19 protein-coding genes, 1 tRNA gene and 1 pseudogene are annotated in these 23,580 nt (G+C 60.2%); 14 read left to right on the top strand and 7 right to left on the bottom strand.

Going from position 1 to position 23,580, the window contains the following annotated elements; all coding sequences use genetic code 11:
• Positions 1-31: 31 nt before the first annotated feature.
• On the bottom strand, positions 32-1,996 hold the full coding sequence (locus CYA_RS12970) for a DICT sensory domain-containing protein (protein WP_011431544.1): 1,965 nt from the start codon (positions 1,994-1,996) through the stop codon (positions 32-34).
• Between the two features lie 169 nt (positions 1,997-2,165).
• Here CYA_RS12970 and CYA_RS12965 point away from each other — a divergent pair, with 169 nt between their 5' ends.
• Positions 2,166-2,609 carry a 2TM domain-containing protein gene (locus tag CYA_RS12965; protein ID WP_041438662.1) on the top strand — a complete coding sequence of 148 codons (444 nt, stop codon included), beginning with the start codon at positions 2,166-2,168 and terminating at the stop codon, positions 2,607-2,609.
• A 94-nt stretch (positions 2,610-2,703) separates the two neighbouring features.
• A tRNA-Gly gene (locus tag CYA_RS12960) sits at positions 2,704-2,774 on the top strand.
• Positions 2,775-3,035: 261 nt separating this feature from the next.
• Here CYA_RS12960 and hisN read toward each other — a convergent pair.
• A complete protein-coding gene (gene hisN, locus CYA_RS12955) occupies positions 3,036-3,830 on the bottom strand; it encodes a histidinol-phosphatase (RefSeq protein WP_011431542.1) in 795 nt (264 codons plus the stop codon).
• A 56-nt stretch (positions 3,831-3,886) separates the two neighbouring features.
• On the opposite strand from hisN, the gene CYA_RS12950 reads away from it, so the two are divergent.
• Positions 3,887-4,519, top strand: coding sequence for a biotin transporter BioY (locus tag CYA_RS12950; protein ID WP_011431541.1), 633 nt, complete (start codon positions 3,887-3,889; stop codon positions 4,517-4,519).
• Between the two features lie 152 nt (positions 4,520-4,671).
• Positions 4,672-5,112 (top strand): hypothetical protein, encoded by a 441-nt coding sequence (locus CYA_RS12945; protein WP_011431539.1) that lies wholly within the window; start codon positions 4,672-4,674, stop codon positions 5,110-5,112.
• A gap of 111 nt (positions 5,113-5,223) precedes the next feature.
• Here the strand turns inward: CYA_RS12945 and CYA_RS12940 are convergent, their stop codons facing one another.
• Positions 5,224-5,340, bottom strand: coding sequence for a photosystem II reaction center protein I (locus tag CYA_RS12940; protein WP_011431538.1), 117 nt, complete (start codon positions 5,338-5,340; stop codon positions 5,224-5,226).
• A 333-nt stretch (positions 5,341-5,673) separates the two neighbouring features.
• On the opposite strand from CYA_RS12940, the pseudogene CYA_RS12935 reads away from it, so the two are divergent.
• A pseudogene (locus tag CYA_RS12935) lies at positions 5,674-6,628 on the top strand (alpha/beta fold hydrolase).
• 55 nt (positions 6,629-6,683) lie between these two features.
• Complete coding sequence (hemB, locus tag CYA_RS12930; protein WP_011431536.1) at positions 6,684-7,670, top strand: porphobilinogen synthase; 987 nt, start codon at positions 6,684-6,686, stop codon at positions 7,668-7,670.
• Here the strand turns inward: hemB and CYA_RS12925 are convergent, their stop codons facing one another.
• Positions 7,671-8,231, bottom strand: a complete 561-nt coding sequence (locus tag CYA_RS12925; protein WP_228375367.1) for a hypothetical protein — start codon at positions 8,229-8,231, stop codon at positions 7,671-7,673.
• 105 nt (positions 8,232-8,336) lie between these two features.
• Here CYA_RS12925 and CYA_RS14930 point away from each other — a divergent pair, with 105 nt between their 5' ends.
• Positions 8,337-8,516, top strand: a complete 180-nt coding sequence (locus CYA_RS14930) for a hypothetical protein (protein WP_143596988.1) — start codon at positions 8,337-8,339, stop codon at positions 8,514-8,516.
• Positions 8,517-8,612: 96 nt separating this feature from the next.
• Positions 8,613-9,542 (top strand): thylakoid membrane protein ThyD, encoded by a 930-nt coding sequence (locus CYA_RS12920; RefSeq protein WP_011431534.1) that lies wholly within the window; start codon positions 8,613-8,615, stop codon positions 9,540-9,542.
• A 53-nt stretch (positions 9,543-9,595) separates the two neighbouring features.
• Here the strand turns inward: CYA_RS12920 and CYA_RS12915 are convergent, their stop codons facing one another.
• The gene (locus tag CYA_RS12915; protein WP_011431533.1) at positions 9,596-12,394 is read right to left on the bottom strand and encodes a cation-translocating P-type ATPase; all 2,799 of its coding nucleotides are present in this window, start codon (positions 12,392-12,394) and stop codon (positions 9,596-9,598) included.
• A 470-nt stretch (positions 12,395-12,864) separates the two neighbouring features.
• Here CYA_RS12915 and CYA_RS12910 point away from each other — a divergent pair, with 470 nt between their 5' ends.
• From CYA_RS12910 to CYA_RS12900, 3 genes are all read left to right on the top strand, one after another.
• A complete protein-coding gene (locus tag CYA_RS12910; RefSeq protein WP_011431532.1) occupies positions 12,865-14,139 on the top strand; it encodes an NAD(P)/FAD-dependent oxidoreductase in 1,275 nt (424 codons plus the stop codon).
• Positions 14,140-14,371: 232 nt separating this feature from the next.
• Complete coding sequence (locus tag CYA_RS12905) at positions 14,372-15,124, top strand: hypothetical protein (protein ID WP_041438657.1); 753 nt, start codon at positions 14,372-14,374, stop codon at positions 15,122-15,124.
• Positions 15,125-15,155: 31 nt separating this feature from the next.
• Positions 15,156-15,518, top strand: coding sequence for a hypothetical protein (locus CYA_RS12900; RefSeq protein WP_011431531.1), 363 nt, complete (start codon positions 15,156-15,158; stop codon positions 15,516-15,518).
• Between the two features lie 67 nt (positions 15,519-15,585).
• Here CYA_RS12900 and CYA_RS12895 read toward each other — a convergent pair whose 3' ends face one another.
• Positions 15,586-17,169, bottom strand: coding sequence for a serine/threonine-protein kinase (locus CYA_RS12895; protein ID WP_011431530.1), 1,584 nt, complete (start codon positions 17,167-17,169; stop codon positions 15,586-15,588).
• 318 nt (positions 17,170-17,487) lie between these two features.
• Entirely contained in the window at positions 17,488-18,720 is a 1,233-nt protein-coding gene (locus tag CYA_RS12890) for an HhoA/HhoB/HtrA family serine endopeptidase (protein WP_011431529.1), read from the bottom strand.
• Between the two features lie 187 nt (positions 18,721-18,907).
• Between CYA_RS12890 and CYA_RS12885 the strand changes: the two genes are divergently transcribed.
• From CYA_RS12885 to glgP, 3 genes are all read left to right on the top strand, one after another.
• Positions 18,908-19,432, top strand: a complete 525-nt coding sequence (locus CYA_RS12885; RefSeq protein ID WP_011431528.1) for a nucleoside deaminase — start codon at positions 18,908-18,910, stop codon at positions 19,430-19,432.
• Between the two features lie 300 nt (positions 19,433-19,732).
• Entirely contained in the window at positions 19,733-20,929 is a 1,197-nt protein-coding gene (locus CYA_RS12880) for a SpoIID/LytB domain-containing protein (protein ID WP_041438653.1), read from the top strand.
• A gap of 410 nt (positions 20,930-21,339) precedes the next feature.
• A complete protein-coding gene (glgP, locus tag CYA_RS12875; RefSeq protein WP_041438652.1) occupies positions 21,340-23,541 on the top strand; it encodes an alpha-glucan family phosphorylase in 2,202 nt (733 codons plus the stop codon).
• Positions 23,542-23,580 lie beyond the last annotated feature (39 nt).

The following is a 23,580-nucleotide window of genomic DNA, read 5'->3' as shown; positions in this document are numbered from 1 at the left end:
TCATCGTAGCAGCCTGGCAGCCCCCCACTTTTCAGGCGGCCATCGAGGGCTGAGTCTGGGTTCGTGGGTTTGCTATCGGCAGGGTGAAGTGGAAGGCACTGCCCTGGTTGATCCCCGGCGATTCGGCCCAGATGCGCCCCCCCATCGCCTCAACGATCAGCCGGCAGATGGCCAGCCCCAAACCCGTCCCGCCCACGGAACGGCGCAGGGATCCCTCTGCCTGGTAAAACCGCTCGAAGATGGCTTGCAACCGCTCCGGCTCAATGCCTCGCCCGCTGTCGGCCACAGTAAATCTCACCATCGCTTCTCCAGGTTCGCCGGCTGGTGGCTCCACCTCTGCCCGGATCCAGATCCGCCCGCTGGGAGGAGTAAACTTGCAGGCATTGTCCAACAGCTTGCGCAACACTTCCACCAGCCACTCGCCATCTGCCCTGACCATCGGCAGCCGTTTGGGCAGCGCCTGCTCGATGGTGGGTAACTCCTCGTGCCGTCGTCGCGCTTTCACGTTGCTCAGGGCCAGCTCCACGCATTCTTGGGCAGACAGCGGCTCAATATGCCAGCGAACGCGACCACTTTCCAGCTTGGAGAGGGTGAGAAAATCCTGCACCAGCTCCCGCAGCCGACCGGCATCCTGCAGGGCCGCATTCAACATCTCCTGGCGCCTCTCCAAGGGCATGTCGGGGTCGCCGGCCAAAGACTCCAGACACACTTGAATGGTGGACAAAGGAGTGCGCAGCTCGTGCCCGATCACGGCAATCAGCTCCGACTTGGCCCGATCCAGAGCCTGCAACTGGCGATTCAGCTCTTCCAGGTGCTGATAGGCTTCTGCCTGCAGGAGGGCTACTCCTACCTGGTTGGCAATGGCTTCCGCCAGCTCCAGGGTGGCCAGCTGCCAGCGGCGGGGGTGTTGGTGGTGCAGCTCCAATAGGCCCAGCAACCGCCCCTGATAGAGAATCGGCATGGCCACCCAAGCGCGAATTTGCGCCGCCTGCCACAGCTCCGGCACTTGCTGCAAGCGCGGATCCTTTTGGGTGTCCTCGCAACACACCAGTTGGGCCGAGGCCATCGCCTCCTGCAAAAAAGGGTTGCTTGGCACGGGCCAGAGGGATCCCTTGAGGCTGCCCATCGTCAGGGTGTGATACTCGTGATCGATCTGGACAGCAGGAACCTGACCGTCGTAGCGGTAGATCAAACAGCGCCCCACCTTCGCTGCCTGACCCAATTCCTGAACGGCAATGGTCAGGATATCGCCGGGATGCAAAGACTGGCGAATGGCGCTGCTGATGCGGTTGATCAGGTGTTCTTTGCGCTCTTGAGCTTGAATGGTGCGATAGGCCCGCTGCAGCTTGTATTGCCCTACCTGGAGATAGGTGATCAGCCGCTCCGTAAAAGGGCCGGGGTTCAGTTGGCTGTCAGCATCCTGGGGAGCTCCTTCGAGGTACTGGCGAACCGGCTCCAGGCGAGGGGCCAGATCCGGACGGTAGCCAAGGATCTTCGGCAACAGAGCCAAAGCCGCCTGGGCAGTGACGGAGCGATCAAATGACCAGATGCCATCGAATTGGCGGGCCGCATCCATGTCGCTGCCCTGCCAGGGCCGCTCCCGACACACCAAGCAGGTGGCATAGTGGGCGTCGATAACGATCAAATGCCACTCCTGCGCCAGCGGATCCTCCGGATCCAGGGGGATAAAGTCAGGGGGCAGGTCGGCCTGAGCCCCATCGGGAGCAGCCAACACAAACACATCTTGGGCAACCGCGCCGATGCGACGGTAGCGCCGCGCCTCCTGGCGGTAGTAGCGCTCCTTTTGAAAATTGGCGAACACCCACGGGGATCCCTGACCTTGCAACACCTGATCCTCGATGGCGTGGCTAAGGGCAACCAGAGAAGACTTGAAATAAAGTTGCGGGCGCAGATGGGGCAAAGCCTCCAGCAGATCGCTCAATAGGGAAGTCCGACTCTGACGGCTCTGGCGGGATCTAGGGCGGGTAGAAGTCATAGCCCTATTGGCAAGTTCGGTTGGCAAGGAGTAACTTAGCCGTGGAGAAAGCGCCTGGCGGGCTGGCCTAGGTTTAGTCTAGCGGTTGGGTTCTGCAGCAAGGCGAACTTAACGAGCTGCAAGATCTGGCTAACTTGGGCTAAGAATTGTAAGGTTGTGTGTAGACCCAATGTCGGGATCCCGGTACAGCCAAGAGGACGTGCAACAAATTCTCCAGCGGGCCATGGCCCGCCAGCCGCGTCTGGGCGAGTTTACCCGCGCCCAACTGCAGGAGATGGCCGCCGAACTGGGGATCTCCTCCCAAGAGCTGGATCTGGCCGAACAGGAATGGAAGGCCTGGCAAGAGCTGAACAGCCAACATCGCGAATTCCAGCGCTACCGCCGCCGGCAGTTTTACCAGTTGCTGGGGCGATATGCAATTGTCAACAGCTTTCTGCTGGGCTTGGACTGGCTTTCCGGCGGAGGGCTATCCTGGTCGCTGTTTATACTCATGGGCTGGGGCTTGACAGTTTCCCTCAAAGGCTGGAACGCCTATCAAACGGAGGGTGAACGCTACGAAAAGGAGTTTCAGCAGTGGCAAAAGAAACGCCAGAAGAAGCTTCAGCGTCGATGAGTAGCATCTCGTCTCTCTGCTTTGAGCGGCGATGGTCTTAGAAGGAGACTGCCGGCAGATGCTAGTATAGGTAGCTGCAGAGGCAAATGCCTGTGCGGGCGTAGTTTAATGGTAAAACCGCAGTCTTCCAAACTGCTGTTGACGGTTCGATTCCGTTCGCCCGCTTCCAGCCACCCAAAGCCATAAACCCGCTCCAGATAAGCACTTCCAGCCTTAAACTGCAGTTGAGTTTGGGGTCAGAAAGTGTCAGGAAACGGCTATGGAGAAAAGGGAAAGCTTGGTACGCTTTTGGTCTGAACTGGCACTGCCGGGGGTGGCGGTACCGGTTGTCGACGGGGGCGCCGGACGAAGAACTTGGCTAGAGCCTTATCTTGTCAGCAACAATTTCTAACAATCGCTCCCCAGCGCTTACCTTCGGGCTAGGGACTACCTCTCGGAGCTTATTGCAGCCAAGGCCTGGCGATGCAAGTCGGGGTTGGCCGCCGCCAGCACTTCCCCCCTAGACGTGCGGGTCAAGGGATCCCCCGACCAATCGGTAATCAGGCCGCCGGATCCCTCGATAACAGGCACGAGAGCAGCAAAGTCGTAGAGGGCAAGCCCACACTCCATCACCAGATCGATGTAGCCGCTGGCCAACAAGCCGTACTGGTAGCCGTCGCCGCCGTAAGAGGTGATGTGAACCGAGCGGCTGAGCTGCTGAAAGCGCTGCCGCTGGTCAGGCTGGGCGAACAAATCGGGGGTGGTGCAGCTTAGGTAGGCGCGGCTGAGTTCAGTGGTGGCTTTGGTGCGCGTGAGCTGTTGGGTGGAGGGGGTTATCCAGCGGGTTGGTTGTCCCTGCACCCCCAGCCAGCGCTCGCGCAGCACCGGCTGATCGATGAGGCCCAAGATGGGGCGATCCTCCGCCAACAGGGCGATCAAAGTGGCAAAGGTGGGCTTGCCGGTGGAAAAGGCGATGGTGCCATCCAAGGGATCCAAAACCCAGGTGTAGGGGGATCCGGTCTGGTGGAAGCCAAACTCCTCGCCGAGGATGTTGTGCTCCGGCACGTGGGCGGCCAGCAGCGCCCGCATCGCCCGTTCCGCCTCCCGGTCGGCTATCGTTACAATTGGCGAGCGGGCCTCCTTGTATTCGGCTTTCAGCTCCCCGCGAAACAAAGGTCGGATCACCGCTCCGGCAGCCTCGGCCAGGGCCTGCGCCAATTCAATCCATTCTGGCTTGACCACCTTACTCTCTCTGTACTTTGTCCTCTTCTAGCATAGAAAAAGACTTCCCCTCGGCTATGCGCTCTGGCCGACTGTTAACCCCTCTGGAATGGCTCTGGATCGCGATTGGGGTGATCTTGACCATTTTGGGCACCCTAACCCAGGTGAGCTTGCCGCCTCAGTGGCCAGGGGTGGGCGGATATAGCTTTTCCCTGCAAATCGGCGGCGTGCTGCTGACGGCCTGTCTGGCGGGGCCGGTGGCGGCAGTGTGCGCTCAGATCGTCTATCTGGGATTGGGGTTGGCGGGGCTGCAGGTGTTTGCCCAAGGAGGCGGATGGCAATACCTGTACCAGCCCGCCTTCGGCTATTTGCTCGGGTTTCTGCCTGCAGCCTGGGCCTGCGGGACAATGGCCTTTCGACAAACGGATCCTCATTTACCGCGCGCCTCCTTTCCCCCTCGCCGCAACCCCTACGTGCAGCCCAGCCTCTCTGCGCCGGTGCGTCTGCAAGACTTGGCCGCCGCCGGTTTGGTGGCCCTGACCCTGGTTCACCTGACCGGGATCACCTATCTCTTAGCTACTCAGCCCTGGAATGGAGAGTTGCTGCAGTTGCTTCGGCTCTACTCTGGCTATACCCTGCCAGGACAGCTCATCGTGGTCAGCTTCGCTGCCCTCCTAGCCCTGATCCTGCGGCGCTTGCTGCTGCTTTAGCGCAAAAGACCTTCTATCTTTGCGCGATTGCGCATTTGCTCTTGGGCTGGAGCAGCAAAGATTAGCCTAGAGGCAAACTTGCCCCAGAGAAGGGACAAGGGGTTTCCAAGGTTTCACCAGGTTTCTGCAAAGTTTCGTGAGAAAAGGCAAGAATGCGACGCGCTGCGCTAACTCTCTTGGCAACGGGCTTTCTAGCCACCACTCTGACTGCCTGCGGCAACAGCGGCAACTCTGGCGGATCGATTGTCATTCCACCCCAAAGCCCAACCGTTTCCTTTATCAATCCGCCTACCTCTGGGCGCGTAGGCACCTCCACACCGGCTTTCACGGTGCAGGTCAGTGTGCCGGGCGGCGCCCGCTCAACCCAGTTTGTGGAACTGGAAACCTTCAACCCGCTTGGCACGCGCGTGCAAAGGGAAGTCTTTAGCCCCCAGCAGGTTGGCTGCAGCCCAGGTGCCACTTTCTGTAGCTTCAACACCGACTTCCGGGTTGCTCCTGGCGATCCTGCCGGCGTTTGGCAGTTTCGAATCACTGCCTTTGACCAGCAAAACCGCTCTGGATCCCAGACTCTTCTGATTACAGTCTTTCAGTAGGCAAGCCGAGCCGTTGCTTTGGATTGAGAGCTAAGCGAAAGCAGGGGATGCGTCAAGCACCCCCTTAAGGCGTAAGCCCTTCTCACCAGGAACGCCCAAATGCGGGATCCCTCATTCCATGTCCCGACGGTTGGGGTTGCGGGCAGGGTCATTGCTCAAGAAACCAAAAACAAACAGCCCCACAAAAAAGATTACCACCGCGTAAACAGAGATTTTCAGTAACAGCATAGTTTCAGCGACCCGTTTCCAAGTGGATGAAGCGAACAAGCAACAAAGCAATGGTAGAGCAAAGACCGAGAGCCACGGAGACGGGATCCCGTCAGACCTGAGGCTCGGCAAAAGTTCTTCACAAGATCATACCTCCCAACAGCTCCTCATTCCCGCCGTTGGCCCCAATTTGTCCCCAAAACGCCTCGGACACTTGCCGGAAAAGAGCCGCAAAGCTCGGCCAGATAGGGATCCCTGGCAAGGGGCAAAATTGTTAAGAAATGTTTTAAAGCGAAAAGCAACATTGCGCTCGCTCAGCGGCAGCAGTGTTGGAGAAGGCTGGGGAATGGGAGGATGGGATCTGCGGCTTTGCTGGCTGGGTACCTATCTATGCCTTTTGACTTGTCCGGTAATCCAGTTCATCAGTTAAACCACTGGGATGCTTCAGAGGAGCGGTTGCCCAGTCAGGCAAGACCTCCGTCGTCTCAAGAGATCTATTGCTCCCGGGAACTACAGCTTTCAGACGGCACCGCGGTTTTTCTGCGCCACTGGCTACAGGGATCCCCGCGGGGCCGGGTGTTGCTGTTGCACGGCAAAGGGGATCACGGCGGCGGGTTTGGCCCCTTGGCGGCGGAGTTGGCGGCTCAGGGGTGGGAAGCTTTGGCGCCCGACATGCGGGGATTTGGTTCGCTGCTGGATCGACCGCTTCGGCCAGTACCAAGCGGATCTAGAGGCAATCGTCAAGCAAGTTTGGCCCCAGCGAGAGCTCCCGCAGATCTGGTGTGGGTACAGTGCAGGGGCCAATTGGGTTACGGAATATGCGCTTGCTCACCCCGACCAGGTGCAAGGTTTGATCCTTATCTCCCCGGCCTTTCGTATCGACCACTATTTCAACCACTTTACCTGGGGTCTTTTACAGGTCTTGGACAAGGTTTTGCCCCAGTTGGCCCTGACCGGCCTCTACGAACCCGGGCGGGTGACCTCCCTAGCGGAGCAGCAGGCAGCCTTGGCTGCAGATCCTTACGTGTGTGGTGTTACCCGGGCCCGGTTTACGGCGGAGCTGGTGCGCAGCGGCCGGCGCTGCCTTGAACAAGCCCACCGGCTGGAGCTGCCAGTTTTGGTGCTCTACACCTCTGCCGATATTGTTGTCAATCCTGCTGGCGCTGTGGAGTTTGCCTGTCGGCTTCCCAAGGGTGAAGTCTACGATTTTCCCCAGTCGCGCCACGACCTTTTGCACGACTGCGAGGCTGCAGCTGTTCAGCAAGCAATTGGCTGCTGGTTGGAGCGGCATTTTCCCCCTCCGCTTTGACTGAGCTCCTGGGGCCCTCATGGCAAAATAGAGAGGCCCTCTTTCTCCTGCTCCTATGAGCCAAGACCTGATCTACCGTCCCCGCCGGCTGCGGCGCACCGAGGCCCTTCGCCAGCTGGTTCAGGAGACCCACCTGCGGGTGCAGGATCTCATCTACCCCCTGTTTGTCATGGAAGGGGAGAACCAGCGGCAAGAGGTGGAGTCGATGCCCGGCTGCTACCGCTACACCCTGGATCTGCTCCTCAAGGAGGTGGAGGAGGCGGCCAACTTGGGGATCCCGGCGGTGGCCCTCTTCCCGGTGGTGCCCGAAGAAAAGAAAGACCCCACGGGGCGAGAATCCTTCAACCCGGAGGGCCTCATCCAGCGGGCGGTGCGTCGGATCAAGCAGGAGATCCCCGAGATCCTGGTGATCACGGATGTGGCCTTGGATCCTTACAACAGCGACGGCCACGACGGCATTGTGCGGGACGGGGTGATCCTCAACGACGAGACAGTGGAGGTGTTGGTTAAGCAGGCCCTCTCCCAGGCGGAAGCGGGAACCGACATCGTGGCCCCCTCCGACATGATGGACGGTCGTGTCGGCGCCATTCGCGAGGCCCTGGATGAGCAAGGCTATACCGACGTGGCGATTCTGGCCTACTCCGCCAAGTATGCCTCCGCTTTCTATGGCCCTTTTCGCGATGCCCTGGGATCCGCGCCCAAGTGGGGGGATAAAAAAACCTATCAGATGGATCCCGCCAACGCCCGCGAGGCCCTTAGAGAAGTGGAGCTGGACGAGGCGGAAGGGGCGGACATTGTGATGGTGAAGCCGGCCTTGGCCTACCTGGACATTATCTATCGGGTCAAGGAAGCGACAGATCTGCCCGTGGCCGCCTACAACGTGAGCGGCGAATACGCCATGATCAAGGCTGCCGAGCAAAAGGGCTGGATCGACGGCAAGAAGGTGATGATGGAATCCCTCTTGGCCATGAAGCGGGCCGGCGCTGACATGATCCTCACCTACTTTGCCAAAGAGGCGGCCCTGCTGCTGCAACAGTCCTAGCTAGGGCCTTCTGGACAACTGGGGAGATTGTCCAATCCAGGTGGGGGGTGCCTTTTTCTCCGCGTCGGCTACTAGGTCGCTGGGATCCACCAGGCGCACCTGGATTTGATCGGGCGGCACGCGGTTGAGGCGTTCCTTGATGAGGGCTTGCTGCTGCAAGGGATCCATGCCGCGATCCACTCCCTCCCGCAACCGTGAGACTCGGGCTGAGAGGACTTCGAGGTTCTGCTCCAAAACCTGCAGGCGGTGGTGCTGGGCCAACTGCACCGGTAAAAGGCGATACAGGCCGCCGAGGGCAGCCGCCGTAAACACGAGGTTCACCCCGATGCGACAGAGCAGTTCCCAAGCTTGGGGCTCCGGCTCTGGGGCTCGTCGTTCCCGCAGGCGAGACAGATTTCTTGAACAGGAAGGCCGGACGGGGATCGTCCGCGGGCCGGGAACCGGGAGAGAAGGGGGCGCTCCGGCCCGAACCAGGGATCCCTGCCCCTGCAAACGACGCAGCCGCGGAGCAATAGAGACGCCCAGCTCAGGCCGAGGAACCTGCCCCTCATTGACAGACATGGGGCGAGCCGAGGTACGCGAAGTAGACTTGGGTGTCACGGGTGAAGGGAAGCAATCGGGGGATGAAAGACCACCTCTGCTACTGGGAAGCGCAGCTAGGGCTTATTGAAGCCGATTTTTCCGAACGTGTCAGGCGGTGGTCCAAAACATTTTTCTTTTCAGCTCTACTCCGGTACGGCGGAGGCGGATTTCGGCTCTTTTTCCGGGTCTTCGGTCAACGCCAAGCAGGAACTGCCGGACAGCCCAGAGAAAAACCGGCTATGGCCAAACCCGGAAACGCGCTAGGCTAGAGGTTCCTACCTTGGGCAAGCTCTACGCCGTCCAAAGGACGAAGGCAACAGAGAGCCCAGGGGCTTGTAGGGTGCTTATCGGGATCCGCCTATGCGCATTGCCATCACGGGTGGGAGTGGTTTTATCGGGCGCCGCTTGGTGGCCCGCCTGCTGGAGCGAGGAGATGAGGTGTTGGTTTTGAGCCGCCGCCCTGAGCAGGCCCGCCGCGTTCTGGGAGCATCCCCCAACCTCAAGCTGCTGGAGTACGATCCCTACCAACCGCAAGCCTGGGCCTCAGCTCTGGAAGGCTACGAGGCCATTGTCAACTTGGCCGGAGAGCCCCTGGCCTCTTCCCGCTGGACAGAAGCTAAGAAAAGAGAGATCCGCCGCAGCCGCGTGGAAACTACCCAGGCTCTTGTCCAGGCTCTTGCTTCCCTGCAGCAAAAGCCCCGGGTGCTCCTCAGCAGCTCGGCGGTGGGCTACTACGGATCCCATCCCGAAGGGGATCCCCTGACGGAGGCGGATCCCCCGGGCCAAGGCTTTTTGGCAGAAGTCTGTCAAGCTTGGGAAGCTGCCGCCCGCCCGGCAGAGGAGCTGGGGATCCGCCTGGCCATCCTGCGCACCGGGATCGTGTTGGGGCCCGATGGGGGAGCGCTGGCCCAAATGCTTGCCCCCTTTCAGTTCTTCCTCGGCGGCCCCATTGGCTCTGGCAAGCAGTGGGTCTCCTGGATCCACCGCGACGACTGGGTGAGTCTAGTCTGCTTCCTGCTGCAACAGGGATCCGGCGTCTTCAACGCCACTGCCCCTAACCCAGTGCCAATGGAAGAGTTCTGCCGCACGTTGGGGCAAGTTCTGGCCCGCCCCTCGTGGCTGCCGGTACCAGCCCCAGCCCTAGAACTGCTGCTGGGCGAAGCAGCTCAGGTGGTTCTAACAGGGCAGAAAGTGATCCCCCAAGCCGCGCTGCAGCTGGGGTTCACCTTCCAATATCCCCACCTCAAAGAAGCCTTGCGGCAACTCCTCATCCCCCAGGGCAACCGCTGAGCGTAGCCATCTAGGAGGCAAGCCCTTGCCGCCGCTCTGGCTTCCCCCAAGATTTAGGTTTTCCTGGGTAAGCGGGCCAGCGAAGCGCCTTCCGGATCCACCCGGTTGGCCAGCGCTGCCACCCCAATCATTGGCAGGCTCACCACCAGGCAGAAGCCCCACTGCTCCCAAGCTAGCGGTGCCGTGTCGAAGAGAGCGTTGAACAGGCTCCATTGGCTGAAGAGGATCTGCAGCAGGATGGCCGCTCCAATGCCGATGGTGATAGCCGCCACATCCATTAGGCGTTCGCGGCGTTCCAACTGGCTGGCGCGCCCGCGGCCCAACAGGGTAGGAATAGCCTGGCTGAGGCTGAGCAAGTAGAAGATGCGCCCAATCACCAGCGTCTGAATGGCCATGCTGCGGGCCAGGTTGAGGTTGCCGGTGGTTTGTTCGATGTATTCAAAAACCCCGAAGATCAAGAGCCAGTTAAAGGCTGAAACCAGCAGAATGCGCTGCAGCAGCCGAGGAGAGAGCAAGTTGGCATCGGGATCCCGCGGTGGTTGGGTCATCTCCCGCCCCGTGCTGGGCTCAAAGGAGAGGGGCACTGTCATGGTGATGGAGTTGATCATGTTGAGCCACAACACCTGGATGGCCAAAATGGGCAGCTCGCGGTTGAGGAGGACGCTGAGGAGAAGGGTCATTGACTCCCCGCCGTTCACCGGCAGGATGAAGGCGATGGCCTTGAGCAAGTTGTTGTAGACAGTGCGCCCCTCCTCGACGGCGGCCTTGATGGAGGCGAAGTTGTCGTCGGTCAAGATCATGTCGGCGGCGGCTTTGGCCACTTCCGTGCCGCCCCTCCCCATGGCAATGCCCACATCTGCCTGCTTCAAGGCCGGGGCGTCGTTGACCCCATCGCCGGTCATGGCCACGACCTGACCCTGCGACTGCAAGGCCTTCACCAGGCGCAGCTTTTGCTCCGGCACCACCCGCGCAAAGACGGATCCCTCGTTGGCGGCAGTGACAAACTCCTCTGGGCCGAGCTGCTCCAGATCCCGGCCGCTGTAGGCTTTTACCGGTTTGCCGCCGCCCAGGCCCATCTGCTCGGCAATGGCTTGGGCGGTGAGCACATGGTCGCCGGTAATCATCTTCACCTGGATCCCGGCACTCTGGCAGGCGCGCACGGCGGCAATGGCCTCTGGCCGCGGCGGGTCAATCATCCCCTGCAAGCCCAAGAAAATCAGCCCTTCCTCTAGATCTGAGTGATCCACCTGAGTTTGGCTGCTGGGGACGGTTTTTTGGGCAAAGGCCAGAACCCGCAGCCCCTGCCGCGCCAAGGCCTCCACCTGCTGCCGAATCCGCTCCGCTTCCAAGGGCTGGATCTCCCCCTGGGATCCCATCTGGCTGCCGCAGCGGGGCAAGAGAGCTTCTACAGATCCCTTGACGTAGATGCAGTGCTCCTCCGGCCCCAACCGGTGCAGGGTGGCCATGTACTGAAACTCGGATTCAAAGGGGATGCTGTCCAGGCGAGGGCGGCGGCGCTGCAGATCTTCTCGATCCAAGCCCCCTTTCTGAGCCGCCACAAGCAGAGCCGCCTCAGTCGGATCCCCTACAACTTCCCACTGGCCGTTGTCCTTGGCTTGGAGGCGGGTGTCGTTGCAGAGGCAGCCGGCCACCAGGCAAGCCTCTAGGGCAGGCGATTGGCGGATTTCGACGGGGGAATCGTCTTCCTGAGGTAGGATCTGGCCCTGGGGGCTGTAGCCGCTGCCGCTAACCCGGTAGAGCCGGGATCCGGCGTAGATGGCCTGCACCGTCATCTGGTTTTCCGTGAGGGTGCCGGTTTTGTCCGAGCAAATCACCGTGGCGCTGCCCAGGGTTTCTACCGCCGGCAACTTGCGGATGATGGCGTGGCGTCGGGCCATGCGGGAGACCCCAATGGCCAGGGTTACGGTAACTACCGCCGGCAAGCCTTCGGGGATAGCGCTCACCGCCAGCGCCACTGCCGCTTCAAAGACACTCACTGCCGCTTGGCCCTGCACCAGGCCCACCAAAAAGGTGAGCGCCGCCAAGGTGAGGATAATTTTCAGCAAGGTCAGGCTGAACGCCTCAAACTTGCGCGTCAGCGGAGTTTGCAGGGATCCCCCTTCCTCGATCAGCTTGGAGATGCGGCCTGTTTGGGTCTGGTTACCGATGGCCACCACCACCCCCGCCCCTTGGCCAAAGGTGACGAAGCTGCCGGCATAGGCCATGTTCTGGCGGTCGGCCAACGGCGTGTCTTCGGGGAGGGATCCCAGCCGTTTTTCCACCGGCACCGACTCTCCCGTGAGGGCCGATTCGTCCACCTGCAAGTTGCGCACGCTTACCAGGCGCAGGTCGGCAGGCACCCTGTCTCCCGAGCTCAAGAGCACCACATCCCCCGGCACCAGCTCCCGCGAGGGCACCCGCACTTTCTGCCCCTCCCGCATCACCGTTACTTCCGTCACCACCGACTTGGCCAGGGCGGCAATCGCCTCCTCCGCCTTGGACTCTTGGATGTAGCTGATGAGAGCGTTGATCACCACCACCGCCCAGATTACGATGGCGTTGCGCCAGGAGCCTAGGAACGCCTTGATCGCCCCGGCCACCATCAGGATGTAGAGCAGCGACTGGTTAAACTGCTGCAGAAACTTGACCCATGCGGGGGTAGCTGCCTTGGCCTTCAGCTCATTGGGGCCATACTGCTTCTGCCGCCGCTCCACTTCCGCCTGGGAGAGGCCTTTTTCCAACAGCGTCGGCAAAGAGAGCTCCTCTCCGAGGAGCTGCTGGATGGCTTGCTCCTCCGGCAGGGCATGCCAGGCAAGGGCCGGGAGCAGCTCAGGGGATGAAGGTTTGGCCATGTTCGGAATCTTGAGTTACAACAACACAACGGCAGGACGAGCTGCCGACCTTCCTCCATCTGACAGCCTAGCGGATGCCGCCTGCCCTTCCCAGTAAAACGCTCCCCGAGCAGCTCTTGCTAAGGCAAGCGTCAACAACGTTTAAGGAGGCGGCTAAGGAGGCGGCTAAGATTTGCTGAAAATTCTCGACAGATAGATAGAAAGGATGAATATATTCTTATTAGGTAGTATGATTAGCTAGAGCTTGTGGGGAGCCGAAGTGCTTCGGCCTCCCATGCTAGCTGACCTGTCCGGGCTCTTGGATGGGTTGGTTGGCTCTCTTGCTGTTTTTAATATGGCCGACGGGTCTATCGGTCTCTTTTTTGTTTCCGTTTTGAGTTTTAGAGGGAGTTATCGTGGTACCGACTACAAAGCCAAGGGAATTCCAGGCGCAGTCAGCAGCAGTGCCGCAAAACGGCGCGCGCTCTGAGGTGCAAGGGATCGGATCGAAGGGGTCCGCGGCGGTTCTCCGCCATCAGATTGTCGTCGTCGGGGGAGGGGCAGCCGGCATCAGCGCAGCAGCCCAGTTGCTGGAGCGCCAGCGCAACCTTGACATTGCCATCATCGAGCCATCCGACAAGCATTACTACCAGCCCGGCTGGACGTTGGTGGGTGGGGGTATTGCGCCGCTGGCCAAGTTTGTGCGCGATGAAAAAACCGTGATCCCCAGGGGAGCCAAGTGGATCCAGGCGCGAGTAACCGAGCTGGATCCGGATCACAACCGCGTCATCACCGAGGATGGCCAAGTTATCGAATACGACTACCTCATCATGGCCCCCGGCATCCAAATTGACTGGCACCTGATCGAGGGCTTGCCGGAGGCGCTGGGCAAGGGCGGCGTGACCAGCAACTACTCCAAAGACTACGCCCCCTACACCTGGGAGACCATCCGCAACTTCCAGGGGGGCACGGCCATCTTCACCTACCCTGCCACTCCCATCAAGTGCGGCGGCGCGCCCCAAAAAATCATGTACATGGCCGACGACGTTTTCAAGAGCAAAAGCGGCGTTGGCGTCAACACCAAAGTTATCTTCTGCACCGCCACCCCTACCCTCTTCGCGGTGCCCGAATACAGCGCCGCCCTGGAGAAGGTGGTGGAGCGCCGCGGGATCCAGGTGAAGTTCAGGCACAACCTCAAGGCCATCCGGCCCGAGACCCGGGAGGCCATCTTTGAAGTCACCACCGACGGCGGCAAAGAGGAGGTGAGCCTGCACTACGACATGATCCACGTGGCTCCGCCCATGAGCGCCCCGGACTTTGTCAAGCGCAGCCCTCTGGCAGGGCCCGGCGGCTGGGTGGAGGTGGACAAATGGACGCTGCAGCATCCCCGCTACCCCAACGTGTTTGCTTTGGGGGATGCCTCTTCCCTGCCAACTTCCAAGACGGCAGCCGCGGCCCGCAAGCAGGCGCCGGTGCTGGCGGAAAACCTCTTGGCGGCCATGCAGTCCAAGCCGCTGCCGGCCCGCTACGACGGCTACACCTGCTGCCCCCTGATCACCGGCTACAACTCCCTGATCATGGCAGAGTTTGCCTACGACGGGAAGCTAGCTCCCTCTTTCCCCCTGGATCCAACGCGGGAGCGCTACTCCATGTACTTGGCCAAGGTGCACCTGTTGCCCTGGCTGTACTGGAACCGCATGCTCAAGGGCAAGAGGTTTGAGGCCGACATCTTCAAGCCCATCAATAAGCTGGTGCATCGCTACTAAGGCTCTCCACCCTCTCACCCCCAGCCCCTCTCCCAAGGGGAGAGGGGAGTTTTTTTACAGAGCTGGCTCGCTCTGCCGCTGTGTTGTTACTTAGAAACCTTGTTAGAAAAACTACTAAGTATTTCTTAACGTCAATAGCTTCTGAGAGGTGAGGTTTTGCCGTACAATCAGCCCAGGTCTCCGTGAAAACCGAGTAGACTAGGTAAGGAAGTTTCACTTAAGGTTCTGTTCTATGGATTGTCTCAGAGAAGACGAGCTTGGCTATCTCCTTAAGAGGCGGGAAGAAGTTATAGAGGAGCAGAGAGAGATTCAAACCACTATTCAGTCTTCAAGAAATTGGCGGAAACGAGACATTTTGTCTCAGGCAAGAAAGTGGGGCTGGGAGATTGTCCGTCGTCGTGCCAGACATCCCACGCAAGCTGTTCGCGGGCATTTGAGGGTTAGTATTCCTGGACATGGCGACGGCGATTTCCTGGGGGTAGGAATAGCTCATAGAGTCTTAAAGGAATTGGCAGAGCCTAAACTCACAGAACTACAGCTTCAAAGACAAGAGTGCAGCGACCAAATTGTTAACTTTCTCGTGGGCAGAGGTATTGAATTTAGTTCTTTGCGCGAGTTAGGTTTATTAATCGAGCAGATTGAATTTCTGGAAGAGCAAAACCTAAAACTTAAGCGTAGAATAGAAGAGAGCGAGGAAGTAGCTTTAGATTTGCTCGTCGAGAAAGAACACGAAAATCAGAAGCTGGCCAATAGAATAAGAGAGCTTGCAGAAGAGCAGCTGCAAGTCCAGGAGATCGTCAGCCGTGCCATTTTAGCTCTGAAGGAACTTAAACATATCTTTGACCAGCTTCAGAACGCGGTAAACTACATTCCCATTCCAGAGATTAGGAGCTCACTGCAAAGTTACCTGAACAGGATCATGGCTATTTTTAAGGCTAACCTGCCTTCTACGGGTTCTAGAAAGTTGCTTCAGAAGAACGAGTAGGATATTTATCAAGCGAATTTGGAGGATAACCATGGGTCTCATCGAGAGCCTTGAAACGGCAATCGCGGCCTCGCGTCGCAACTATATTGAGCTCCTTCAGTTGACAGGACAGCTTGTTGCCGAGCGACAGCAGCAAGGTCAAAGGAATTGGCTACGGCTGAATGCCAAGCCCTGGACAGCAGCGACCCTAAAAAAAGCTTTTGCTTCCTTTGCAGCCGCTCGAGCTTACTTTAGTAAGCGCTACGGCATAAAAGCAAGAGGGTGGAAAGCTTTGGCAGAGCAGGTCAATACTGTTGAGACAGCGCTGATTCACTTGGGACTGGCCGTTCGCGAAAGCCCTCAGGCAACCTCCCTTTTGGAGAAGAGTGCCCGGCAATCCTCCTCGATTTCTTGAGGGGATAGGCGTCCACTCTCCCTTTTTTCGCCGTTCTGGCTTTGTATCCCCAGGAGGGGGAAGTTTTTTACAGGCAGGCTTTGAACTTTTTCAATACCGCCCGATCCAGCATCAGCAGGGCTGCGCGTAACCCCCCCGAGTATCCCCAGAAAAAGCCCACCGGCAGATGGCCCTTGGGCGCTTCCAAGTTGGTTTTGAGCTCCCCGTACTCCAGCCAGCGGCCCTGGATCTGCCAGCCCACTTTCTCTCCCATACACTCTTCGCGGGGTAAGGCCGAGAAGGATCTCGAGCTGAGCCCTCCCCTTTTCTCCGAGTCACACTCCTGCCAGAGCTGCTTCTGGACGGTAAAGCCAAAGCGCCCATGGCTGGCCTGCATCCAGAGTTGGTCGATGAGCCGCAACATAGGGCACGGGAAAGCCTCAACATCCTTGGGGTCGAAAAAGCCTACCTGGGATCGCCCGCCCAGCTTTAACATTAGAGCCGTCGTCCAGCGATCGGCTTCCCCCCACTGGCCAGCCCGCAGCCGATCCCACAGCCCTTGTAGGGCAGGAGCCGCTTCTCCCACCCAGTCTGGCCAGGGGAGAGTAGCGGGCAGGGATCCCTGTCCCTCTAGACAAACTTCGGGAGAAACCAGGGATCCGGATGCCCCCTCTTTTTTCTTTGTCGTGGCAGGGGTAGGGGGCGCCACCATTTGCTCCAGCTCTTCTGCCGAGTGCTGGGCCAGGAGCTGTTCCAGCTCATCTTGGGGTTGCGGGGCCAGAAGCCGCTCCAGTTGCCGCAGATCTTGAGTGCGGATGGCGGGCTCAAAGGTCAGCGGCTTCTTCTCTTCTTGAGAGGCCGCTCCCGGCAGCAGGGCCAGCCACTCGGCCATGGTTTGTGGGCGCTCTTCGGGGTGGAGAGCCATCCCTTTGAGGATGGCGGCCTCCACCTCTTCAGGAATGCTGGGGTTAAGGCTGCGGGGGGGATCCAACTGCCGGCCTGTGGCCCGCACCGGCGCGCACAAGGGCACTATCCCCGTCAGCAGGGTGTAGAGGGTGGCGGCCAAGGCATAGACATCGGTGAAGGCGCCGCGGCGGCGCAGGCTGTCGTACTGCTCCAGGGGGGCGTAGCCATCGGTGCCGTAGGAGGTATGGCGCTGGATCAAACCTTGGGCGTAGGCCCGCGCCAGGCCAAAGTCGATCAACACCGCTTGCCCGGATCCCTCCCGCACCAGGATGTTGGCCGGCTTCACATCGCGGTGCAGGATCCCCTGTTCGTGCAGGGCCATGAGGGCGGATCCCACCTCTCGCGTCAGGCGCAGGGCCTCCGGCAGGGGCAGCGGCCCCTTTTGCCGCAAAAGCTGGTGCAGCGTCTGGCCACGGATGTACTCCATCACAATGCACCAACGCTCCTGCTCCCAGATCACCTCTTCCACCTTCACCACGTGGGGGTGGCGGCAGCGGGCCAGTTGCAGCGCCTCGTTCATGAAGTTTTGCTGGAAGCGAGGATAGTCGGGATCCTCGCGGATGCTGTCCTTTAAGACCTTGATAACCACATCCTCAGCACGGACGCTGTCCCAGGCGCGGTAGGTAATGCCGAAGCCCCCTTCCCCCAAAACGGCCTCGATGCGGTAGCGCCCCCCCTGCAATTCTTCGCCAACTGCCCAAGCCATACGCGATCTCGCTCCCCGCCTCTAGGGCTATTCTGTCACGGGGATCAACGACGGACGGCACGTAAAACTACTCGTTGCCGGGCAGACCCCCTGTCGGGCACAGCGGTGGCTCTATCGCCCCAGGGATTGTGGTCATTTCAAATAGCAACGAAACGTTTCTCTACGTCGTTATTGGTAGGCAGGGCTGTCGCAAACGCGCCAGCGGCGCGGAGCGCTTGGATGGCGGCAGAGTGTTTTCACCTAGTTTAAAACGACTCCAAGTCTTTGGAGGGGAGCTTGCTGAGAATAAGGTAGGGATCGGGATCCCAGCCTGCCTGCTCAAGAGCCCACCGGCAGCACCCCCGTCTTCACCTGGAAGGTGCGCGCCTGGCCGTCGCGGATGACCCGCAGCGTCAGCGTCTTGCCCACACCGGTGGCATCCACCAACTGCTGCACCTGCTCGGCATCGCGAATAGGTTGGCCGTCAATCTCAACAATGACGTCCCCTTCCCGCAGGCCAGCTTGCTCAGCCGGCGATCCCGGAATTACCTGCCCGATCAACACCCCCTCTTGCACTGTCAGCGTGGTGGATCGGCCCGGGTCCCGGTTGAGGCGCTCCACCAAATCGGGGTTGAGGGTAATCATGCGGATGCCCAAGAAGGCATGCTCCACCCGGCCATTGCGGATCAGTTGCTCGGCAATTTCCATGGCGCGGTTGATGGGAATGGCAAAGCCAACACCCTGAGCCCGCTGGAAAATGGCCGTATTCACCCCAATGACGCGACCTTCTGCGTCCAGCAGCGGGCCGCCCGAGTTGCCGGGATTGATGGCCGCATCCGTTTGCAGGAACGTCACCCGCTTGTTGGTGGCCCCAATCTGCCCGGAGGAACGCCCGACGGCGCTGATGATCCCCGCCGTTACCGTGTTGTCCAGGCCCAGCGGGTTGCCGATGGCGATGGCCCAATCTCCTGGCCGCACCTGGTCGGAGTTGCCCAAGGTAACCGTGGGCAGATTTTCGCCCTCGATCTGGATCACGGCGATGTCGGTTACCGGGTCTGAGCCTTTGACTTTGCCTTCGAAGGTGCGCCCATCCAGCAGATGCACCCTCACCCGCTCGCTGCCTTCCACCACGTGGGCATTGGTGAGAATGAGGCCATTGGGATCGATGATGAATCCGGATCCGGTGCCCTCCTGCTGAAACTCTTGCGGCAGTTGGGGGATTTGGCCCCCAAAGAAGCGGCGGAACAGGGGCTGGTTGAACAGCTCGGGATCAATAGGGCTGGCCACGGTGCGGGTGGCGTCGATGCGCACCACCGCCGGTCCCACCTTTTGGGCAACGGCGGCAATGAAATTGGAAGGCCGCACGGCATCGGCAGGAGAGGCAGACTCAGGAGGGGACTCAGACCAAGGCAGAAGGGATCCCACCCCCTCTCCAGCCCGCTGCGACCAAGTGGCAAGGGGAGTTTGCTGCAGCCATGCTTGCCCCCTTGGCGAGGACAACCAGACCCCATAGGCAATGCCTCCGCCAAACAAAGCCATCGCCAGAAATGTTTGCCGTAGAAGCCGTGTCATGATCCCTCCCAGAGCTCAGCCGTATTGCCCCAAAAACACTGCACTGAGGAAGCTCAGGCAGACCGGCGCTACCCACCTGCGCAAGCAGACCCGGTTTACTTTGGCCTATTCTTCTTTTAGCTGTTTAGGGGATATGTGCTTAACTTAGCAAATCTTGCGGGCAAAGACAGGGCTCAAGAGCCTAGCGATGACCGGGAATCTAGCTCACCTCCCTTCCTCAGCACCGCCGGAGCGGGATCCATGGCAACGCCACCGCGCCTGGATGCAGTTGGCCCTGCAAGAAGCCGAGCGGGCGGGAGAAGCGGGCGAGGTGCCGGTGGCGGCTCTGGTGGTGGGGCCGGGGGAAGAGCTGTTGGCCCTAAGCAGCAACCGGCGGGAACGGGATCGGGATCCTACGGCCCACGCGGAGATTTTGGCCCTACGGCAGGCGGGGCAGCGCCTGGGCGACTGGCAGTTGCAGGGCTGTCGGCTGTACGTGACCCTGGAGCCCTGCCCCATGTGCGCGGGGGCGATCAGCCAATCGCGGCTGGCCCAGGTGATCTACGGCGCCGACGATCCCAAGGCCGGCGCGCTGCGCAGCGTGCTCAACCTGCCCGCTTCTGCCGCCAGCTTCCATTGCCCAGAGGTCATCGGCGGAGTTTGCGAGGCCGAGTGTCGTCGCCTGTTGCAGCAGTGGTTTAGCCGCCGGCGGGGGATCCCTCTGGCAACCTGACGGGGAACTTGGGCGACAAAAAGGCCGGGTTGAGGTCGTGCATCGGCAAGCGGTTTTTGATACTGTCATATCGGAAGGCCCCCGGCCTGCCAGCGCGAGCAGCTGGCTGGGATCCGGCCGCGGCCTCGAAGGCAAAGCTCTTTGAAGGCGGGAGCGCTTTGGTTGGTCGGTCGCTTGAGGGGTTGGTTGGGCAATCCTCACCGCAGGATCGCAGTTTCCTTCTGGATCCCTCCTCCGAAGTGGTTTATCGGCGGACAGGGATCCGTTGCTCTTGGGTGGTCTTTCCCAGAGGAGTGACGTGTGAGTGTAGCTCTCTTTTCTTCTCCGGTTGTGTCCCCGCTGCCCTCGGCTTGGCTTAGGGGGATCGGCCTTCTGGTTTGGGCTTGGCTCTGCTTGGCCTTTCCGGTGCAGGCGCGGGTGCTGCTGCGGGTGGGGATTGCCGTCAACAAGCCGCAGGTCAGGCTCGGCAGCTCTGCCCCGGCCCGCCTGCTGGATGCCCAGGGACAACCGCTGGCCGAAGTTCCGGCCATGCAGCCGCTGCAGGCCAGCCGGATAGGCTCGGCGGTCAGTTTGGCCGGCCAGCAGGGAGAACGCCTTTACCTACAGCCCACCACCCCCGATGGGTTGGTGTTCATCGACCAGAACTGGTACCGCGGCTGGGTGGAGCTGATCCCCGGCGAAAGTGGAGTGATCGCCATCAATCAAGTTGGTTTGGAGGACTACGTTTCCAGCGTGGTGGGCAGCGAGATGGGGCACCGCTTCCCGATGGAGGCCCTCAAAGCCCAAGCCGTGGCCTCCCGCACCTATGCCCTCTACCATCGCAGTCGTCGCTCCCAGCAGCCTTTTGACTTGGGGAGTGGGATTGATTGGCAGGTTTACAAAGGGGTGGCTGCCGAATCCAACCGCACCCAGGCAGCAGCCCGCGAGACTGCCGGCCAGGTTCTCGTCCACCAGGGGCAGTTGATCAACGCCGTTTTCCACTCCTCCGGCGGCGGCCACACAGACGATGCCGGCAATGTTTGGCTGGAGTCGCGGCCCTACTTGCAGGGGGTGCCCGATTTCGATCACCACTCGCCGGTGTTTAGCTGGACGGCTACCATTCCTGCCCAACAGCTCCAGCAGTTGGCCGGCGGGATCGGGGCCATCCGCTCCATTGAGATCCTGCGCAGCTCTCCCTGGGGACGGGCCATCACCCTGCGCCTAGTGGGATCCCAAGGCAGCAAAGACGTCAGCGGCAGCGAATTCCGGCGGGCTCTGGGGTTGCGCAGCACGATGATCGCCATCAGCCCACGAGGGGAGGCGGCCACCACCGCCAGCCTGACCCCTGCTGGGGCAAACTTTCCCGCTTTCTTCCAAATCCAAGGGCGCGGCTACGGGCACGGGGTGGGCATGAGCCAATGGGGAGCTGCCGCCCTGGCCAGCCAAAACTATTCCTACCAACAGATCCTCAGCCACTACTACCGCAACACCAGCTTGGCCGTGGTGGAGGGACGCTAGGCTCAGTCGGAGCTCCTATCGAAAAAGGCCATTTGGTAGCGAAGGCAGCTAAAGCTTTGCCGAGCTTGTGGCAGTTTAGATTGCCCTGCCGGGATCAGGAGTCAGTGGCAATTCTGGAAACTCTGTTAACTCCGATGCAGCACCGTCTCTTCAGACAGGCCGCAGATCGATCAGCAGCCTTCTCTGAGATTGAAAACCGAACTGCCGGTGGCCATTGTTGTTGCAAGATCTGGGAAAAGACTGAGGAAATCTGGCTTGGAGCTGCTGCAGATTTTGTAGAGATCCTGAATCCTCCTGCCAGAATTCTCAAAGTTGGCTCAATAATAAAAAATTAGAAACGTTTACCAGGCACGATTAACCTCTGCCGCTTCTTTTTCCGGCCTATAGCTTCAACCCCAGGTATCTGTCCTATGTCCCTTGCCACTTTAGCCCCCGCTTTTCCCGAACGTTGCCCGGTGCTGCCGGAGGCGCTCACGCCCCTGTGCGAGATCGCCCGTAACTATTGGTGGACGTGGAACCCCGATCACCTCACCATTTTCCGGGAAATGGATCCCGCCCTGTGGGAAAAAACCTCTCACAACCCGGTGCGCATGCTGGAGGAGGTTTCTTACTTGCGCTTGGCGGCCTTGGCTACTGACGTCAACTACCTCAACACCCTCAATCGCATGGTGCAGGCCTATCGGCAGTACATGGCGGCTGAGGATACCTGGGCCAAGCGCACCATGAAGACCTACGACTGGCAGCGTCCTATTGCCTATTTCTGCGCTGAGTACGGCCTGCACGAGTCTTTGCCCATCTACTCCGGGGGCCTGGGCATGCTGGCTGCCGATCACCTCAAATCCGCCTCCGATCTGGGGGTGCCGCTGGTGGGCGTGGGATTGCTCTACCGCCAAGGCTATTTCCAGCAGCGCCTGGATCTCAGCGGCTGGCAAGGGGAGCTGTACGAAGATTGCGAGTTTGACGCGCTGCCTCTGACGTTGGTGCGGCAGCCAGATGGCAGCCCTCTGTTGGTGGAAGTGGCAATGCGGCAGCGGCTGGTGAAGGCACGCGCCTGGCGGGTGGACGTGGGGCGGGTGCCCCTCTTCCTGCTGGATACCAACCTGCCGGAGAATGATCCCATCGACCGCTGGATTACTGCCCATCTCTACGGCGGCAGCACCGATACGCGCATTGCCCAGGAGTGTATCCTCGGCATTGGGGGGGTGCGCCTGCTGCGCCAGTTGGGCCTGGATCCCATGGTCTATCACATGAACGAGGGGCATGCTGCCTTCTTGACTTTGGAGCTGCTGCGGGAGGAGGTGGCACGGGGTACGCCCTTTGAGGCGGCAGAGGCCAAGGTGCGGGAAAAGTGTGTCTTCACCACTCACACGCCGGTGCCGGCTGGGCACGATGCTTTCAGCCCCAACGAGATGGATGCGTTCTTTGCCTCTTTCTGGCCGCAACTGGGCTTGACGCGGGAGCAATTTTTGGCTCTGGGGGCGCGGCGCGGCGGGGATCCCTGGGAGCGCTTCAATATGACGGTGCTGGCTTTGCGCTACGCACGTGCAGCCAACGGGGTGAGCAAGTTACATGGGCGCGTCTCTCGCCAAATGTGGCATGTGCTCTACCCAGAGCGGTCGGTGGAGGAGGTGCCCATCGGCTCCATTACCAACGGGGTTCACGCCCGCACCTGGGTTGCCCCCCTCTTCTGGAACCTCTACGACCAATACCTGGGTCCCGACTGGCCGGAGCGGGTGTCGGATCCGGAGCTGTGGGCCAAGGTGGAAGAAATTCCCGATGAGGAGCTGTGGCGGCGCAAGGAAGCCCTGCGGGAGCGGTTGGTGTCTTTTACCCGCCACCGGGTGTTGCGGGCGCGGCGCAACCGCGGCGAAAGCAACGAACGTCTCCAGGCCGTCAACCAGTTGTTGGATCCCAAGATCCTGACGATTGGGTTTGCCCGCCGCTTCAGCACCTACAAGCGAGGAGATCTAATCTTGCGCGATCTCGAGCGAGTGACCCGCATCTTCACCAACAAAGAGTACCCTGTGCAGATTATCTTTGCCGGCAAGGCTCACCCGCGAGATGAAGAAGGCAAGCGCCTGATCCAACGGGTGGTGGAATGGTCGAATCGGCCTGAGGTGGCTCACCGGGTCGCCTTTATTGAGAATTACGATGCCTACGTCAGCCGCAATTTGGTCCAAGGGGTGGATCTTTGGCTGAACAACCCGCGGCGTCCTCTGGAGGCCTCCGGCACCTCCGGCCAAAAAGTGGGCTTCAACGGGGGGCTCAACCTCTCCGTTTTGGACGGCTGGTGGCCCGAAGGCTACAACGGTCGCAATGGCTGGGCCATCGGCCAAGAAATCGAAGGTCTGGATCCAGCCGCCCAAGACGATCTGGACGCCAGCTCCCTCTACGATGTGTTGGAATACGAGATTATCCCTATGTTCTACGACCGGGATGAAAAAGGGATCCCGCGCCGCTGGATTGCTCGCATGAAAGAAGCAATCCGCACCCTCAACCCGGTCTTCAACACCGACCGCATGGTGGCTGAGTACGTCCTGAAAATGTATGAGCCCCAGCCTATCGAAACGGAGGTGAGTCGCATCTTGTCGGGCTCGGCCGTCGTTAGCTAAGTTAGCCTCCCTCAACCCAGCCCTTCTCCCTGAGGGATG

Source organism: Synechococcus sp. JA-3-3Ab (assembly GCF_000013205.1).
Classification (GTDB): Bacteria; Cyanobacteriota; Cyanobacteriia; order Thermostichales; family Thermostichaceae; genus Thermostichus.
This window is presented reverse-complemented; position numbering and strand designations above follow the sequence as displayed.

Coding starts and splice junctions, on each gene's coding strand:
- CYA_RS12970 (WP_011431544.1), bottom strand. CDS start 1,996: ATGACTTCTACCCGCCCTAGATCCCGCCAGAGCCGTCAGAGTCGGACT.
- CYA_RS12965 (WP_041438662.1), top strand. CDS start 2,166: ATGTCGGGATCCCGGTACAGCCAAGAGGACGTGCAACAAATTCTCCAG.
- CYA_RS12950 (WP_011431541.1), top strand. CDS start 3,887: ATGCGCTCTGGCCGACTGTTAACCCCTCTGGAATGGCTCTGGATCGCG.
- CYA_RS12945 (WP_011431539.1), top strand. CDS start 4,672: ATGCGACGCGCTGCGCTAACTCTCTTGGCAACGGGCTTTCTAGCCACC.
- CYA_RS12940 (WP_011431538.1), bottom strand. CDS start 5,340: ATGCTGTTACTGAAAATCTCTGTTTACGCGGTGGTAATCTTTTTTGTG.
- hemB (WP_011431536.1), top strand. CDS start 6,684: ATGAGCCAAGACCTGATCTACCGTCCCCGCCGGCTGCGGCGCACCGAG.
- CYA_RS12925 (WP_228375367.1), bottom strand. CDS start 8,231: ATGTCTGTCAATGAGGGGCAGGTTCCTCGGCCTGAGCTGGGCGTCTCT.
- CYA_RS12920 (WP_011431534.1), top strand. CDS start 8,613: ATGCGCATTGCCATCACGGGTGGGAGTGGTTTTATCGGGCGCCGCTTG.
- CYA_RS12915 (WP_011431533.1), bottom strand. CDS start 12,394: ATGGCCAAACCTTCATCCCCTGAGCTGCTCCCGGCCCTTGCCTGGCAT.
- CYA_RS12905 (WP_041438657.1), top strand. CDS start 14,372: ATGGATTGTCTCAGAGAAGACGAGCTTGGCTATCTCCTTAAGAGGCGG.
- CYA_RS12900 (WP_011431531.1), top strand. CDS start 15,156: ATGGGTCTCATCGAGAGCCTTGAAACGGCAATCGCGGCCTCGCGTCGC.
- CYA_RS12895 (WP_011431530.1), bottom strand. CDS start 17,169: ATGGCTTGGGCAGTTGGCGAAGAATTGCAGGGGGGGCGCTACCGCATC.
- CYA_RS12890 (WP_011431529.1), bottom strand. CDS start 18,720: ATGACACGGCTTCTACGGCAAACATTTCTGGCGATGGCTTTGTTTGGC.
- CYA_RS12885 (WP_011431528.1), top strand. CDS start 18,908: ATGACCGGGAATCTAGCTCACCTCCCTTCCTCAGCACCGCCGGAGCGG.
- glgP (WP_041438652.1), top strand. CDS start 21,340: ATGTCCCTTGCCACTTTAGCCCCCGCTTTTCCCGAACGTTGCCCGGTG.